The organism is Burkholderia sp. Tr-20355 (assembly GCF_017104685.1).
Classification (GTDB): Bacteria; Pseudomonadota; Gammaproteobacteria; order Burkholderiales; family Burkholderiaceae; genus Burkholderia; species Burkholderia seminalis.
The window spans coordinates 20,013-35,428 of the sequence record NZ_JAAGPK010000088.1; the positions used below are offsets into that span (position 1 = coordinate 20,013).

Below are 15,416 nucleotides of genomic sequence, written 5' to 3' on the forward strand. Positions count from 1 at the left end.
AACGAAAAGCGCCGCGACGCCGGTATCCCGGCGCTCACGCGGCGCACGTGCGGCCGGAGCCTGAATCAGGTCTTGTCGCCGATGCGGAAGATGCGCGTGAGCGGCGTCTTCGTCGTCGGCCCGAACCACGCGTCGTAGATCTGCGTCGCGCGGCCGTTCGCCTCGAGGCCCTTCAGCGTGTCGTTGACGAAGCCGAGCAGGCGCGTCTCGCCCTTCGGCACGCCGACGCCCATGTAGTCGTTCGAGATCGTGAATGCCGGGATCTCGTAGTTCTGCTTGTCGGGCACATTCGCGAGCAGGCCGATCAGCTTCGGGCCGTCCTGCGTGATCGCCTGCACGTTGCCGGCGCGCAGCGCGGCGAATGCGAACGGCGTATCGTCGTACGCGACGATCGTCGCCTTCGGGAATTTCTCGCGCAGCGTGATCTCGTTGGTCGTGCCCTTGTCCGCGCCGACGCGCAGGCCGTTCAGCTGGTCGGCCGATTTCAGCACGCCCTTCTTCGCGAGAAACTGCTGGCCCGACGAGAAATACGGAATGCTGAAGTCGACCTGCTTCGCACGCTCGTCGGTGATCGTGAAGTTCGCGAGCACGAGATCGACCTTGCCGGACGTCAGGAACGGGATGCGGTTCGCGGGATTGGTCGGCTGCAGTTGCAGCTTCACGCCGAGCTTGTCGGCGAGCGCCTTCGCGTAGTCGACGTCGAGGCCGACGATGTGGTTGTTCTTCGCGTCGACATAACCGAACGGCGGGTTGCTGTCGAACGTCGCGACGCGCAGCACGCCGGCCTTCTTGATGTCGTCGAGCCGGTCCGCATGCGCGACGGTGCCTGCGGTGATGAGCGCGGCCCCGACGAGCCACGTAGCGAGAGTGTGGAATTTCATGAGCACGACCTGATTTGTTATGAAGGCCGCCGCGGATCGCGCGGCGGCCCGGTTCGAAGAACATCGCGACGCAGTGTGTCGCCGCGAAGCCGCTAACGTAGCAGCGCGTGCGGCGAATCCGAACCAACAAATGGTGCTTTGCTCTGCGGGTTTCGTGATGAGGCGCGCGGTACGGCGCACAAAAAAAGACGCCCGCTGCACGCAGCGGGCGCGAATCCCAGTCAAGGAGGTGTCACACGAACTACAGGCCCAGATTAAGGAATTCGCGTGAAACGGACAACGAATCGATTTCCATATCGATATGACGCGACACGCTCACGCCGGTACTTCCCGGGTCGCGCAGTGGATGCCGCCGCCGCCCGACGCGATGCCGAGGATGTCGACCTGCACGATCGCGCGACTGCCCGCATATGGCCGGATCGCGGCGACCGCGGCCGCGTCGGCCGCCGCATCGTTGAACTTCGGCATCACGATCGCGCCGTTGCACGTATAGAAGTTGATGTAGCCGGCCGCGAAATGCGACATCTGTCGCTCGCTGAGCGTCGTGCCGGCCGAGGTCCCGAAGCTGACGGGCGGCACGAGCTCGACGATCCGCAGTGGCCGGCCGTTCGCGTCGGTCTGGCCGGCCAGGCGCTTCCGGTTCGCGTCCGTCAACGCACGCTCGCCGGTCGAATTCGACGCGTCGTAACAGCAGGCGACCACCCCGGGCGCGAGAAAACGTGCATAGAAATCGACGTGACCGTTCGTGATGTCGCTCTCGCCGGCCGGCGTCGCCGCGCCGCCGGCACCGCCCACGCCGCTGCCGCGCGGATAGGTCGGCGTGCCCGGCAACCAGATGATCTTCCGCACCCCGAGCGTGCGCTGCAGTTCGGCGAGCACGACCTCGCGGGCCGTCGGCAGCAGCGTGGCGTTGGCGATCACGCCATTCGGGATGTCGAACAGCTGCGGATTGCGGTTCACGTGCAGCACGGCCGATTCGGTGAGGATCGCCGTCGCGTCGCCGTCGAATTCGATCGCGCCGCCTTCGAGCGTCAACGTGCTGCGGACCAGGGTCGCGCCTTGGGTCTGCGCCATCCAGCCCGCCACCCTGCCGTCCTGGCTGAATGGCTGGAAGAACTTGCCGGCCTTCGACCGGTTGCTTGCGGCCAGGATCGCCGGCGCAATCGTGCCCGCGCTCTGGCCGACGCCGTCGGTGTTGGCGTTGCCCCAGCCGTTGAAATTGAAACCGATCGCGTTCAGTGCATTGCCGTTCGCCGTGTCGCGGACGAACACGCACCCCGTGTCGCGCACCCAGAAATCGTTGAAACCGTCGGCGAGCGGCACGAGGGTGATTCCGCCCGTGCCCGCGGCGCGCGCCGCATAGCGCGCATGCAGGTCCGGATTCGCGACACTCGCGCTCGCGAGCAGCGCGCGGGCCGCGTCCAGATCGACCGGCAGCACCAGCATGGTGACCGGTTCGGTCGCGCCGATCGCCTTCGCGACGTCCATCAGGTCGGCCCGCACGCGATCGATGCCGGCATCCGTACTCTGTGACGTGACGGGCGACCAGATGCCGTCCACGCCGGACGCGAAGGTCATGTAGGTCGACGCGTGCGGCGCATCTTCCGCCGGCAGCCGGTACACGGCCTGCCGTGCCGACGGTGTCGGGCGCGACGCGGACGCCGCGTCGGCCGTACCGCCGTCGCCGCCGCCGCATGCGGCCAGTCCACCCAGCAGCGGCATGCCGAGCCAGGCGGCCGAACAGCGGATGAATCCGCGTCGGCCGGCATCCGGCATGGGCGACGCGTTCGGGTTCGTGATCACGTCGTTTCGTTGCTTCGCCATGTATTCCACTCCATTGCGCGGACGGCGCGCATGCGTACGCGCCGGAATCCGTTCCACGAAACGGATTCCGCATTGTTATTCAGTAATCCGAAAATATATAAAAATGGCAGCGGCAATCGAACCGGTCACGCGGACCGGTCCGCGCCCCCGCTCAGGCCGGCTGCTGCTGCGTCGTACAGTGAATGCCGCCGCCGCCCGCGGCGATGCCGTCGATGTTCAACTGGATGACTTCGCGGCCGGGAAACAGGTCGACGAGCGTGTCGCGCGTGTTGCGGTCGGCGCGGCTGTCGCCGAATTGCGGCGCGATCACCGCGCGATTGCATACGTAGAAATTGATGTAGCCGGCCGCGAACTCGTCGTTCTCGTACGCATGCCGGACGGTCCTCGGCCCCGGCAGCACGACGACCTTCAGCGGGCGCCCCTTCGCATCGGTGGACTTGCGCAGGATCTCGAGGTGCTGCCGCGTCACCGCATGGTCGTACGACGACGGATCCGTGTCGAGCCCGGCCACCACGACACCCGGGCTCGTGAAACGCGCGTAGAAGTCGGTATGCCCGTCGGTGATGTCCTTGCCGGCAATGCCGGGCAGCCAGATGATCTTCTTCAGCCCGAGCAGGCGGCTCAGCTCGGCTTCGCACTGCGCCTGGCTGACGCCCGGATTGCGGTTCGCATTGAGCACGCAGCTGCGCGTGATGATCGCCGTGCCCTCGCCGTCCACCTCGATGCCGCCGCCTTCCAGCACGAGCTTCGTGTCGATCGGCCGCGCGCCGGCGCGTTCGGCCACGAACGGCGCGACTTCCGCGTCCTGGTCGTGTGCCTGCTTGTTGCCCCAGCCGTTGAAATTGAAGCTCACGCCGCCGAGCTGGCCCGACGCGTTCTTCACGAACACGGGCCCCGTATCGCGCATCCACAGATCATCGACCGGATGCTGGACGAGCTCGACCGACGCGCCGCACAGCCGCGATGCGAGCGCGTAGTCCTGCTCCCGCACCAGCATCTTGAGCGGCTCGTGCGCGGCGATCGCCTTCGCGACCGCGGCCAGGTTCTCGCGCACCACGGGCAACAGCCGCGCGCCCCAGATGTCCGCGCTCGGGCCGAACGCCATCCAGGTCGCCGTGTGCGGCGCGCCTTCGTCCGGCATGTGCCAGGTCGCGCCCTGCTGCGCGTGCGCGGCGCGGCCGAACAACCCGCCCATCGCGCCGGCGGCCAGCGCCGCGCCCGATACGGACAGGCCGCGTTTCAACAGTTGACGTCGTGTGGTCATCGCATTCCTCTTTCGCTTGCCGGTTATTTGCGCGGGCCGTCACGGCCGCGCGGTCTTGAAGCCGAGCCAGGTGCGGCCTTCCAGGCGCATCGCGGCCGGCGATTCGGCGATCGGCGTGAACAGTGTGCGCCGCGTCGCCTCGTCCGGATAGATGCCCGGATCGCGCACCAGCGCCGGGTCCATCAGCTTCAGCGCGCCCCGGTTCGCGTTCGCGTAGCGCGTCGCATTCGAGATCTTCGCGATCACGTCCGGACGCAGGATGTAGTCGATGAACGCGTGCGCGTTGTCCGGATGCTTCGCCGATGCCGGAATCACCATCGCATCGAACCACATCAGGCTGCCGATGCGCGGGATGTCGTACACGATGTCGCGCTTCGGATCGCGCGCCTTCGCCTTCTGCGCGGCCAGGTTGATCGCACCGGAGAAGCCGACCGTCACGCACAGCTCGCCGTCGATCAGCGCGTCGGCGTCGGACGAGCCGACGAACTGGCGGATGAACGGCCGCACCTTCATCAGCATCGCCTGCGCGGCCGCGTAATCCTGCGCGGACGGCCGCATCGGGTCGCGGCCGACGTAGCGCAGCGCGAGCGGCAGCACCGTGCTCGCGGAGTCCTGCAGGCCGAGCCCGCATTGCGCGGCGACGCGCGCCGCGATCGCCGGGTTGAACAAGAGGTCGAGGCTGTCGGCCGGCATGTCCTTGCCGAGGATCGCGCGCACCTTCGCGCGGTCGTAGCCGACGCCCACGGTGCCCCACATGTACGGCACGCCGTACTGGTTGCCGGGATCGGACTGCGCCATCTGCTTCAGCAGCGACGGGTCGAGATACTTCAGGTTCGGCAGCCGGCCCTTGTCGAGCTTGCGGTACACGCCGGCCTGGATCTGCCTGGCCATGAAGTCGTTGGTCGGCCACACGAGGTCGTAGCCGCTGTTGCCGGTCAGCAGCTTCGACTGCAGCGTCTCGTCGCTGTCGTACGCGTCGTAGCGCACCTTGATGCCGGTTTCCTTCTCGAACGCGGCAATCGTGTCCGGCGCGAAATAGTTGCTCCAGTTGTACAGGTTCAGCACGTTCTCTTCGTCGGCGCGGGCCGCACCGGCCAGCACGCACAGCGCGAGGCCCGGCACCGCGATGCGCAGCCATCCTTGGTGTTTCATCGCGAATCCCTCATCGATAACAGGACGACACGCCGTCGCTGGTCAGCAACGTGCGGTACATCTCGGGGCGGCGATCGCGAAAAAAGCCCCACGATTGCCGGTCGGCGCGGATCGCGTCGAGGTCGAACGTCTGCACGAGCACGGCTTCGTCGGTGCGGTTCGCCTCGGCCCGCTTCTCGCCGGTGTGATCCGCGATGAAGCTCGACCCGTAGAACACGCCGGTCAGCCCCTGCTGCCGCGGATTGCCGTTGCCGATGCCGACTTCGCGGCCGATCCGGTTCGCCGCCACGACCGGCACCATGTTGGCCGCCGCGTGACCCTGCATCGTGCGCTGCCAGTGGCCGGCCGAATCGAACGCGCTGCTGAACGGCTCCGAGCCGATGATGGTCGGAAAGCACAGGATCTCCGCGCCCATCAGCGCGAGGCTGCGCGCCGTCTCCGGATACCACTGGTCCCAGCAGATGCCGATGCCGATCCGCCCGAAACGCGTGTCCCACACCTTGAAGCCGGTGTCGCCCGGTGTGAAATAGAACTTCTCCGTATAGCCCGGCCCGTCCGGAATATGCGTCTTGCGATAGACGCCGAGGACGCGCCCGTCGGCGTCCGCCACCGCGATCGAGTTGTACGCGGCATTGCCCGCGCGCTCGAAGAAACCGATCGGCAGCACGATGCCGAGCTCGCCGGCCAGCGCCGCGAAACGGGCGATCTGCGCGTTGCCTTCGAACGGCTGCGCGTGTTCGAGATGACGCACGTTCTGGTCGAGGCAGAAGTACGGCATCGCGAACAGTTCCGGGCACAGCACGAGATTCGCGCCCTGTGCGGCGGCCGCGCGGATCAGGCGCTCCGCGGCGGCCATGTTGTCTTCGAGATTCCAGCTGCCCGACGCCATCTGCACGGCGGCGACGGTAATGTGTTTGGACGGCATTGCGTTGCTCCTCGGTGAAACCGGAAACCGCTGACGAAACGTCGCTCAGTGCGCGACGGACGGCTGCTGCTGCGTCGAACAATGAATGCTGCCGCCGCCGATCGACAGCGTCGGGATCGGCAGCATCTGCACCTTGCGCGTCGGAAATGCGCGGCTGAACGCATCGCGTGCGGCCTCGTCCTGTTCGACGCCGAACGCGGTCACGATCACCGCGCCGTTCACCAGGATGTAGTTCGCGTAACAATCGCAGTAGCGCTCGGAGCCGAAGCGTTCGCCGACGATCGGCGACGGCAGGTCGAGCAGCTCGAAACGGCGCCCCGCCGCATCGGTCGCGAGTTCCAGCGCACGGCGGTTTTCGCGCATCACGCGGAAATAGTCGCCCTGCTCGGGCGCTGCGGTCTGGCACAGCATCCGCCCCGGCGCGACGAACGACGCGATGCCGTCCACGTGCCCGTTCGTCTCCACTTCGTCGGGGTTGCCCGGCAGCCACACGATCTTTTCGACGCCCAGCATCCGGCGCAGCTCCGCCTCGATCTCCGCGCGGCTCAGGTGCGGGTTGCGATTGGGATGCAGCAGGCAGCTTTCGGTCGTGACCAGCGTACCCTGCCCGTCGACGTAGAACGAACCGCCCTCCAGCACCATGTGCGAATTGAAGATCTCGGCGCCGGCCGCACGCGCGATGTCCTGCCCGGCCTGCTGGCAGCCGTCGTACGGCTGGTACTTCTCGCCCCAGCAGTTGAAGCGGAACACGGCCGCGCCGAGCCCGTGCCGTTCGCTGACGAGGAAGATCGGCCCGCAATCGCGCAGCCAGTTGTCCTCGGCCGCGACCGGCAGCACGTCGACGCTCGGGCCCACCAACTCGCGCGCGGCATCGGCCTGGCTGTGGTGTACCGCGACCACGCAGCGCTGGTAACGCGCGATCGTCCGCGCGACCAGCGCGAATTCGCGGCAGACCTGCGCGTAATGCGCCCCCCAGAGGTCCTCGCGATTGTCGAGCACCGGCCATCCGAGCCACGTGGCGTGCATGGATTCCCATTCCGCGGGCATCCGGTAACCGCGCTGGCGAGCATCAAAGCGACCCATCGATCCGACTCCGTTGTGATTGATGAGCGATTTTCCGTCAGGTTAAACTTGATGAATATTGATATTTATTGGCTTGATCAATCAATTCACCTCATATCTCGATGCAACGCGTTCCGTCCCTGAAACTGCTGAGCGGCTTCGAAGCCGCGGCCCGGCTGGGCAATTTCTCGCGCGCAGCCGATGAACTGCACCTGTCGCAATCGGCGATCAGCCATCAGATCCAGCAACTCGAAGCGCAGCTCGGGCAGCCGCTGTTCCGCCGGCGCGGCCGCGGCGTCGAGCTGACCATTGCCGGCGAGGTCCTGCAGCGCAGCGTCCAGCGCGCGATGGACACGTTGCGCGGCGGCCTCGACCGCATCGCGACCTACCTGAACCCGGGGCTCGTCGTGCTGGTGTGTCCGGCGCCGTTGCTGCACGGCTGGCTGCAGCCGCGCCTCGAGCAATTGCAACAGGCACTGCCGGACCTGTGCCCGCTGTTGTCGACCGACGAAACCGCGCGCTACGTCGACGAGATCGACGTCGACATGACGATCGGCACGCGGCCGATGCTGCAGCCGGGCCTGGTCGATATACCGTTCATGCGCGACGAGTGGGTGACCGTGTGCGCGACACCGCTCGCCGAGACGCTCGCCCGCGTGCCACGCGCCGAACACGCGCGGCACGCGGGGCTCGTCTGCCTCGAAGCGAGCCTGACCGACGAGCGCATGGCGACCGTCTTTCGCGAACGACTGTCGGACTTCCGGATGCAGGCGATCTACGACGACCAGCGGCTCGTGCTGGACGCCGTGCAGCGCGGCCGCGGCATTGCGTGCCTGCCGCGCCTCGTCGCGCAGGCCGGCCTCGACCAGCACGCGCTGACCGTGCTGGCCGACTACCCGCGCCTGCCCGGCACCACGTGGTGGCTGTCGCGGATGGAAGGCCCGTCGCGCTCGCCGATCGTCGGGCAAATGTTCGACTGGCTGGTCGAGCAAGGCATCCGGTCGAGCGTGGCGGCCCCGGCGCCCGACCACGCGAAGCCGCCGTCCGCGTAAGCGCGCGCACAAAAAAAACGTCCCGCCGATGGGCGGGACGTTCGTCACGATGCCGGGGTGCGCAACGCGCCGCCGATCACGGCTCGTGACGCAGATACCCTTCCTTGCTCGGGTCGCGCATCCGCCACGACACGATCAGCGAGATCGCGCACAGGGCGGTCACGTACCAGTAGAAGGTTTCCTCGCTGCCGATCGACTTGAACCACAGCGCGACGTACTCGGCCGAGCCGCCGAAGATGGCGTTCGCCACCGCATACGACAGGCCGACGCCCATCGCGCGCACTTCGGGCGGGAACATCTCGGCCTTGATGAGGCCGCTGATCGACGTGTAGAAGCTGACGATCGCCAGCGCGACCGTGATCAGCACGAATGCGGCCACCGGGCTCGTCACGTCCTTCAGCGCATGCATCAGCGGCACCGTGCCGATCACCGCGAACGAGCCGAACAGGATCATCGACGTACGACGGCCGATCTTGTCGGACAGCGCGCCGAACACCGGTTGCATCAGCATGTAGACGAGCAGCGCGACGGTCATCACGTTGCTGGCCGTCTTCGCATGCATGCCGGCCGTGTTCACGAGGTATTTCTGCATGTACGTCGTGAACGTGTAGAAGATCAGCGAGCCGCCGGCCGTGAAACCGACCACCGTGAAGAACGCGCCCTTGTGCTGCCACACGCCGCGGATCGTGCCGGCGTCCTTCTTGTCGCGCGAAGCGCTCGTCGACGTCTCGTCGAGCGATTTCCTCAGGTACAGCGAGATCAGCGCGGCCGCCGCGCCGACGACGAACGGAATGCGCCAGCCCCACGCCTTCAGTTCACCGGCCGACAGCGTCTGCTGCAGGATCACGAGCACGAGCAGCGCGCACAGCTGGCCGCCGATCAGCGTCACGTACTGGAACGACGCGAAGAAGCCGCGGCGCCCCTTCAGCGCAACCTCGCTCATGTAGGTCGCGCTCGTGCCATATTCGCCGCCCACCGACAGGCCCTGGAACAGGCGCGCGACCAGCAGCAGCGCCGGCGCGAGCGCGCCGATCTGCGCGTAGGTCGGCAGCACCGCGATCACGAGCGACCCGCCGCACATCATCAGCACCGAGATCATCATCGCCGCGCGACGGCCGTGACGGTCGGCGATGCGGCCGAACAGCCAGCCGCCGATCGGACGCATCAGGAAGCCGGCGGCGAACACGCCGGCCGTGTTCAGCAACTGCGTCGTCGTGTTGCCGCTCGGGAAGAATGCCGGTGCGAAGTACAGCGCGCAGAACGAGTAGATGTAGAAGTCGAACCACTCGACGAGGTTGCCCGATGAGGCGCCGACGATGGCGAACACGCGCCGCCGGGTGTCGTGCGCGGACAGCGCAGCTTGGTCGGTCTGGACATCCATGGGTTGGTCTGTTCCTTTTAGTGCTTTCTGGGCGAGACGGCTGGGGGCCGCCGCGTGCGGTCGCATGTGGCACCGGTTCCGGTGCCCGACGCTACGGGATTTTAGCGAAATGTAAAGTAACAGGCGCTCCGGGTTCGTCCGGATGTAGAAAAATTTTCTCCCGCCGCGCGTTCGCCATATGAAAACGCCAGCCGTCAGGCTGGCGTCCGATGCAAACATTGCCGAAGACACCGGTCAAACGCGGATCTCCGGCGGCACGTAGCGGCACTCGTAGCGCTTGCGCACGGTGCCGGCCTCGTCGACGCTTTCGAGATACACGTCGAACTGCCAGAGCCGCGCCATGTGCTTGAGCACTTCGTCGCTGTCGCTGGACAGGTGGCGGTTGTCGGTCATGAAGTGACGCAGCGTGAGGCTGCGGTCGCCGCGCGTGTTGACGGCCCACACCTGGATGTTCGGCTCGCGATGATGGATGTCGTACTGCCGCGACAACGCCTGCCGCACGTACTGGTAGCCGGAATCGTCGTGGATCGCCGAGACCTCGAGCGAATCGCGCATGTCGTCGTCGAGCACCGAGAAGAGGCGCATCTCGCGGATCAGGTTCGGCGACAGGTACTGCGCGATGAAGCTCTCGTCCTTGAAGTTGCGCATCGCGTAGTGCATCGCCGGCAGCCACGGGGTGCCCGCGATCTCCGGGAACCACTTGTAGTCCTCCTCCGTCGGCGCCTCGCAGATCCTTCGGATGTCGCTCATCATCGAGAAACCGAGCGCATACGGGTTGATCCCGCTGTAGTACGGCTTCGTGACGGGCGGCTGGTAGACCACGTTGCTGTGCGAATGCAGGAACTCCATCATGAAGCCGTCTTCCAGCTTCCCCTGGTTGTACAGCGTGTTCAGCAGCGTGTAGTGCCAGAACGTCGCCCAGCCTTCGTTCATCACCTGCGTCTGCCGCTGCGGGTAGAAATACTGGCCGATCTTGCGCACGATGCGGATCACTTCCCGCTCCCACGGCTCGAGCAGCGGCGCATTCTTCTCCGCGAAATACAGCAGGTTCTCCTGCGGCTCGGGCGGATAACGCTCTTCCTGCTCCTCCATCAGCTCGGGCTTCTTGCCCGGCAGCGTGCGCCACAGTTCGTTCACCTGCGACTGCAGGTACGCCTCGCGCTCGCGCCGCAGCGCCGCTTCCTTCGACAGCGACGGTTTTTGCGGGCGCTTGTAGCGGTCGACGCCGTAATTCATCAGCGCATGGCACGAATCGAGCAGTTCCTCGACGCGATCGAGGCCGTAGCGCTCCTCGCATTCCGCGACGTAGTTCTTCGCGTACACGAGATAGTCGATGATCGCGTGCGCGTCGGTCCACAGCCGGAACAGGTAGTTGCCCTTGAAGAACGAGTTGTGCCCGTACGCCGCGTGCGCGATGACGAGCGCCTGCATCGTCATCGTGTTCTCTTCCATCAGGTACGCGATGCACGGATTCGAATTGATGACGATTTCGTACGCGAGGCCCATCTGGCCGCGGCGATAGCTCTTCTCGGTCGCGAGGAAGTGCTTGCCGAACGACCAGTGACGGTAGTTGACGGGCATCCCGACCGACGCATACGCATCCATCATCTGCTCGGCGCTGATCAGTTCGAGCTGGATCGGGTAGATATCGAGCTCGTACTGTTCGGCGACCTGCGAGATGTGCGTGTCGTACTCCTCGAGCAACTCGAACGTCCAGTCGGACGGGCATGGCAGCGGCTTGCGTTCGGCAACGTTCATACGCGCTTCCTTCTGCCCGGAACCGGGCAAGTCGGCGGCCGGCGGCGGCGGTTCGGCCTGCGCGCGTTGCTGCACTGCGTCAGAGCCGGCCGGGGCGTCGCCGGAAGGGCGCGGCTCGTAGCCGCGCGACTCGTTGTGCAGATGGCGGGTTGTCATGACGTTTCCACCTGCTTTTCGAACAATTCGCGAAACACCGGGTAAATGTCGGCAGCCGATTCCACTTTTTTCATCGCGAGATGCGGCTGCGACAACGCCAGTTGCGCGTATTCCAGCCACAGGTTCTGCTCTTCCGGCGCGACCTGGATATACGCGAAGTAACGCGTCTTCGTGAGGATATCCTCTTCCAGGATTTTGCGACACTTGGGCGAATCGTCGGTCCAGTTGTCGCCGTCGGACGCCTGCGCGCCGTAGATGTTCCACTCGGTCGGCGAGTAGCGTTCGTCCATCACCTTGCGCATCAGTTCGAGCGCGCTCGACACGACCGTGCCGCCGCTCTCGGTCGAATGGAAGAAGGTGTCCTCGTCGACCTCCTCGGCGCGCGTGTGGTGACGGATGAACACGACCTCGATCCGTTCGTAGTTGCGCTTGAGGAACAGGTACAGCAGGATGAAGAAGCGCTTCGCGAGATCCTTGCGCTGCTCGTCCATCGAGCCCGACACGTCCATCAGGCAGAACATCACGGCCTGGCTCGACGGCTGCGGCTGCTTCACGCGGTTGATGTAGCGCAGGTCGAACGGATCGATGAACGGAATCCGCCAGATGCGCCCTTTCAGGTGATGGATCTCGGCCTCGAGCGTCGCGATTTCGGTGCGGCGGTCCTCGGGGTCGTTCTTCAGTGCCTCGAGTTGCGCTTCGAGCTCGCGCAGTTCGTTGACGAGCGGCGAGCCGAGCGCGATGCGCCGGCCAAGCGCGCTGCGCAGCGAACGCACGACGTCGATGTTGTTCGGCGTGCCTTCCGCCGACCAGCCCGCGCGCACGTTCTTCCAGCTCGGCACCGTCAGCAGATGCGTCTTCACGAGGCGCGGCAGTTCGAGATCGTCGAAGAAATACTGCATGAACTCGTCGCGCGACAGTTCGAACACGAAGTCGTCCTGCCCTTCGCCTTCGTTGCTCGCCTGACTGCCGCCGCCGCCCGAGCCGCCCTGCGGGCGCGGGATCTTGTCGCCGCGCACGTAGTCCTCGTTGCCGGGGTGCACGTACTCACGACGCCCGCCAGGCGCGTGCCGGAAATTCGGCTCCGCGATGTCCTTGCGCGGGATCGTGATGCTCTGCGTGCTCTGGATATCCTTGATGCTACGGTCGCGCACCGCGTCGGACACGGCACGACGAATGTAGTTCTTGACGCGACGCAGGAAGCGTTCGCGATTGGCGATGCTCTTGTTCTTGCCGGCCAGCCTGCGGTCGATGATTTGATGAAGCACTCCCGGTCTCCCGCTCGAATGTCGATATGCCGGGACGCTCGCCGCACATGCCGTCTCCCGTCATGCGGGCGGCGTCTCTGAAAGTGCCCGTACGGACTCGCCGTACGGGCGCGGAACCGCGCGCGTCATGACGACTTGCGCACGCGCAGGTACCAGTCGCAAAGCAGCCTCACCTGCTTCGGCGTATAGCCCTTCGCGACCATCCGGTTCACAAAGTCCTCATGCTTGCGCTGCTCCTCCGCCGAACCCTTGGCGTTGAACGAAATCACCGGCAACAGTTCCTCGGTGTTCGAGAACATCTTCTTCTCGATCACGACGCGCAACTTCTCGTAGCTCGTCCACACCGGGTTCTTGCCGGCGTTCGCCGCCCGCGCGCGCAACACGAAGTTCACGATCTCGTTGCGGTAATCCTTCGGATTGCTGATGCCCGCCGGCTTCTCGATCTTCTCCAGCTCCGCGTTCAGCGCGGCGCGGTCGAAGCTTTCGCCGGTATCGTGGTCGCGGAATTCCTGATCCTGGATCCAGAAATCCGCATACGTGACATAACGGTCGAAGATGTTCTGACCATATTCCGAATACGACTCGAGGTAGGCCGTCTGGATCTCCTTGCCGATGAACTCCGCGTAGCGCGACGCGAGCACGTCCTTCACGAAGGACAGGTACTTCTGCTCGATTTCCGGCGGGAACTGCTCGCGTTCGATCTGCTGTTCGAGCACGTACATCAGGTGCACGGGGTTCGCCGCGACCTCGCTCGAATCGAAGTTGAACACGCGCGACAGGATCTTGAACGCGAAGCGAGTCGACACGCCGGTCATCCCTTCGTCGACGCCCGCGTAGTCGCGATACTCCTGGTAAGACTTCGCCTTCGGATCGGTGTCCTTCAGGTTTTCACCGTCGTACACCTGCATCTTCGAGAACAGGCTCGAATTCTCCGGCTCGTGCAGGCGCGACAGCACCGAGAACTGCGACATCATCTTCAGCGTGCCCGGCGCGCACACGGCTTCGGCCAGCGACGAGTTGCGGATCAGCTTCTCGTAGATCTTGGTTTCTTCCGACACGCGCAGGCAATACGGCACCTTCACGACGAAGATCCGGTCGAGCAGTGCCTCGTTATTGCGGTTGTTGCGGAACGCCTTCCACTCCGACTCGTTCGAGTGCGCGAGGATCACGCCGTCGAACGGAATCGCGCCGAAGCCTTCGGTGCCCTTGAAGTTGCCTTCCTGCGTCGCGGTGAGCAGCGGATGCAGCACCTTGATCGGCGCCTTGAACATTTCGACGAATTCGAGCAGGCCCTGGTTCGCGAGACACAGGCCGCCCGAGTAGCTGTAGGCGTCGGCATCGTCCTGCGCGTACTGTTCGAGCTTGCGGATGTCCACCTTGCCGACCAGCGACGAGATGTCCTGGTTGTTCTCGTCGCCCGGCTCGGTCTTCGCGATGCCGATCTGCCGCAGGATCGACGGATAGCGGCGCACCACGCGGAACTGGCGGATGTCGCCGTTGTATTCGTGCAGGCGCTTGACGGCCCACGGACTCAGGATGCTTTTCAGGTAGCGGCGCGGGATGCCGTACTGTTCCTCGAGGATCGGGCCGTCTTCGTCGTAGTCGAACAGCCCGAGCGGCGATTCGTTGACGGGCGAGCCCTTCAGCGAATAGAACGGCACGCGCTCCATCAGTTGCTTCAGACGCTCGGCGATCGACGACTTGCCGCCGCCCACCGGGCCCAGCAGATAGAGGATCTGCTTCTTCTCTTCGAGCCCTTGCGCGGCGTGGCGGAAATACGCGACCACCTGCTCGATCACTTCCTCCATTCCGTAGAACTCACGGAACGCCGGATAGACCTTGATGACCTTGTTCGCAAAGATGCGCGACAGGCGCGGATCGTTGCGGGTGTCGATGTGTTCAGGTTCCCCGATTGCTGCCAGCATGCGTTCACCAGCCGTCGCGTACGCGGATGGATCGTTCTTGCAGAGCGCGAGATACTCCTCCAGCGAGAGCTCTTCCTCTCGCGTTTTTTCGAAGCGGTTCGCGAAGCTGCTGTAAATATCCATGCTACCTCCCTCGCCTAAGTCTGAAGACGTGCCTGCCTTCGTACGACTGCGCAGAAGCAAGCGCGTTCGAATTCATCCTAAACCCTTTCTTATTTTTTTTCACGAACTCTTCGTATGAAGTTCGTCATTCTCGACAACATCGCTTTGACAACGCATTTCGTCGTTTTACAATCGATCTCCCGAGCCGCAGAAACTGCATCCGCCACCTCTCGTCGAACGACGAAACGTCTTGTGCGTTGGAGACATCCGACGTCGTCACCGCCTCCCTTCATCCCTATACGTTCGAGCAGCCGCGTGCGATGACACGCCGCGTGCACCGTTACAAATTTTTTTCGCAGCGCCCTTACGGAGATACCCGTACGACGGATGCGGGAACATGACGCGCACGCCGCCGCGCATCCATCGATGCGGGCCGCGCGATGCACGCGGCGATACGCGATCGTGCGTTCGCACCGTCACGTCGCGTCCGCCGCGCAAACGACGACGCCCGCATGTCGCGGGCGTCGTTCGTCACCAAATGGGGATAGATGCGCGGCACGCGCGAATCAGAAGGTTTCCCAGTCGTCACCGCCGGCGGTGGCGGCAGCCGGTGCCGGCGCGGCAGCGGCCGCGACGGGCTTGCGCGCGGGCATCGGGGCGGCCGTGCGC

Annotated in this window: 11 protein-coding genes; 1 reads left to right on the plus strand and 10 read right to left on the minus strand. The window is 65.0% G+C overall.

What is annotated here, in order from left to right; genetic code table 11:
- Positions 1-65 precede the first annotated feature (65 nt).
- From G3N62_RS21645 to G3N62_RS21670, 6 genes are all read right to left on the minus strand, one after another.
- A complete protein-coding gene (locus G3N62_RS21645; RefSeq protein ID WP_034186939.1) occupies positions 66-881 on the minus strand; it encodes an ABC transporter substrate-binding protein in 816 nt (271 codons plus the stop codon).
- A gap of 315 nt (positions 882-1,196) precedes the next feature.
- Positions 1,197-2,705 (minus strand): agmatine deiminase family protein, encoded by a 1,509-nt coding sequence (locus tag G3N62_RS21650; RefSeq protein WP_049031073.1) that lies wholly within the window; start codon positions 2,703-2,705, stop codon positions 1,197-1,199.
- A 151-nt stretch (positions 2,706-2,856) separates the two neighbouring features.
- Entirely contained in the window at positions 2,857-3,969 is a 1,113-nt protein-coding gene (locus G3N62_RS21655) for an agmatine deiminase family protein (RefSeq protein ID WP_069705166.1), read from the minus strand.
- 39 nt (positions 3,970-4,008) lie between these two features.
- Positions 4,009-5,121: a polyamine ABC transporter substrate-binding protein gene (locus G3N62_RS21660; protein ID WP_049031075.1), complete on the minus strand. Its 1,113-nt coding sequence runs from the start codon at positions 5,119-5,121 to the stop codon at positions 4,009-4,011.
- A 10-nt stretch (positions 5,122-5,131) separates the two neighbouring features.
- On the minus strand, positions 5,132-6,046 hold the full coding sequence (gene aguB / locus G3N62_RS21665; RefSeq protein WP_049031076.1) for an N-carbamoylputrescine amidase: 915 nt from the start codon (positions 6,044-6,046) through the stop codon (positions 5,132-5,134).
- Positions 6,047-6,091: 45 nt separating this feature from the next.
- On the minus strand, positions 6,092-7,129 hold the full coding sequence (locus G3N62_RS21670) for an agmatine deiminase family protein (RefSeq protein ID WP_124669097.1): 1,038 nt from the start codon (positions 7,127-7,129) through the stop codon (positions 6,092-6,094).
- A 101-nt stretch (positions 7,130-7,230) separates the two neighbouring features.
- On the opposite strand from G3N62_RS21670, the gene G3N62_RS21675 reads away from it, so the two are divergent.
- Positions 7,231-8,160 (plus strand): LysR family transcriptional regulator, encoded by a 930-nt coding sequence (locus G3N62_RS21675; RefSeq protein ID WP_034186944.1) that lies wholly within the window; start codon positions 7,231-7,233, stop codon positions 8,158-8,160.
- Positions 8,161-8,236: 76 nt separating this feature from the next.
- On the opposite strand, the gene G3N62_RS21680 is transcribed toward G3N62_RS21675, so the two are convergent.
- The 4 genes from G3N62_RS21680 to G3N62_RS21695 form a co-directional block, all read right to left on the minus strand.
- Positions 8,237-9,541 (minus strand): MFS family transporter, encoded by a 1,305-nt coding sequence (locus G3N62_RS21680; protein ID WP_034186945.1) that lies wholly within the window; start codon positions 9,539-9,541, stop codon positions 8,237-8,239.
- Between the two features lie 234 nt (positions 9,542-9,775).
- A complete protein-coding gene (locus tag G3N62_RS21685; protein ID WP_124669098.1) occupies positions 9,776-11,455 on the minus strand; it encodes a SpoVR family protein in 1,680 nt (559 codons plus the stop codon).
- Positions 11,452-12,720: a YeaH/YhbH family protein gene (locus tag G3N62_RS21690; protein ID WP_034186947.1), complete on the minus strand. Its 1,269-nt coding sequence runs from the start codon at positions 12,718-12,720 to the stop codon at positions 11,452-11,454. Before G3N62_RS21690 ends, G3N62_RS21685 begins: the two co-directional genes overlap by 4 nt.
- Before the next feature lie 125 nt (positions 12,721-12,845).
- Positions 12,846-14,768 (minus strand): PrkA family serine protein kinase, encoded by a 1,923-nt coding sequence (locus tag G3N62_RS21695; protein WP_034186948.1) that lies wholly within the window; start codon positions 14,766-14,768, stop codon positions 12,846-12,848.
- Positions 14,769-15,416: the final 648 nt, after the last annotated feature.

Coding starts and splice junctions, on each gene's coding strand:
- G3N62_RS21645 (WP_034186939.1), bottom strand. CDS start 881: ATGAAATTCCACACTCTCGCTACGTGGCTCGTCGGGGCCGCGCTCATC.
- G3N62_RS21650 (WP_049031073.1), bottom strand. CDS start 2,705: ATGGCGAAGCAACGAAACGACGTGATCACGAACCCGAACGCGTCGCCC.
- G3N62_RS21655 (WP_069705166.1), bottom strand. CDS start 3,969: ATGACCACACGACGTCAACTGTTGAAACGCGGCCTGTCCGTATCGGGC.
- G3N62_RS21660 (WP_049031075.1), bottom strand. CDS start 5,121: ATGAAACACCAAGGATGGCTGCGCATCGCGGTGCCGGGCCTCGCGCTG.
- aguB (WP_049031076.1), bottom strand. CDS start 6,046: ATGCCGTCCAAACACATTACCGTCGCCGCCGTGCAGATGGCGTCGGGC.
- G3N62_RS21670 (WP_124669097.1), bottom strand. CDS start 7,129: ATGGGTCGCTTTGATGCTCGCCAGCGCGGTTACCGGATGCCCGCGGAA.
- G3N62_RS21675 (WP_034186944.1), top strand. CDS start 7,231: ATGCAACGCGTTCCGTCCCTGAAACTGCTGAGCGGCTTCGAAGCCGCG.
- G3N62_RS21680 (WP_034186945.1), bottom strand. CDS start 9,541: ATGGATGTCCAGACCGACCAAGCTGCGCTGTCCGCGCACGACACCCGG.
- G3N62_RS21685 (WP_124669098.1), bottom strand. CDS start 11,455: ATGACAACCCGCCATCTGCACAACGAGTCGCGCGGCTACGAGCCGCGC.
- G3N62_RS21695 (WP_034186948.1), bottom strand. CDS start 14,768: ATGGATATTTACAGCAGCTTCGCGAACCGCTTCGAAAAAACGCGAGAG.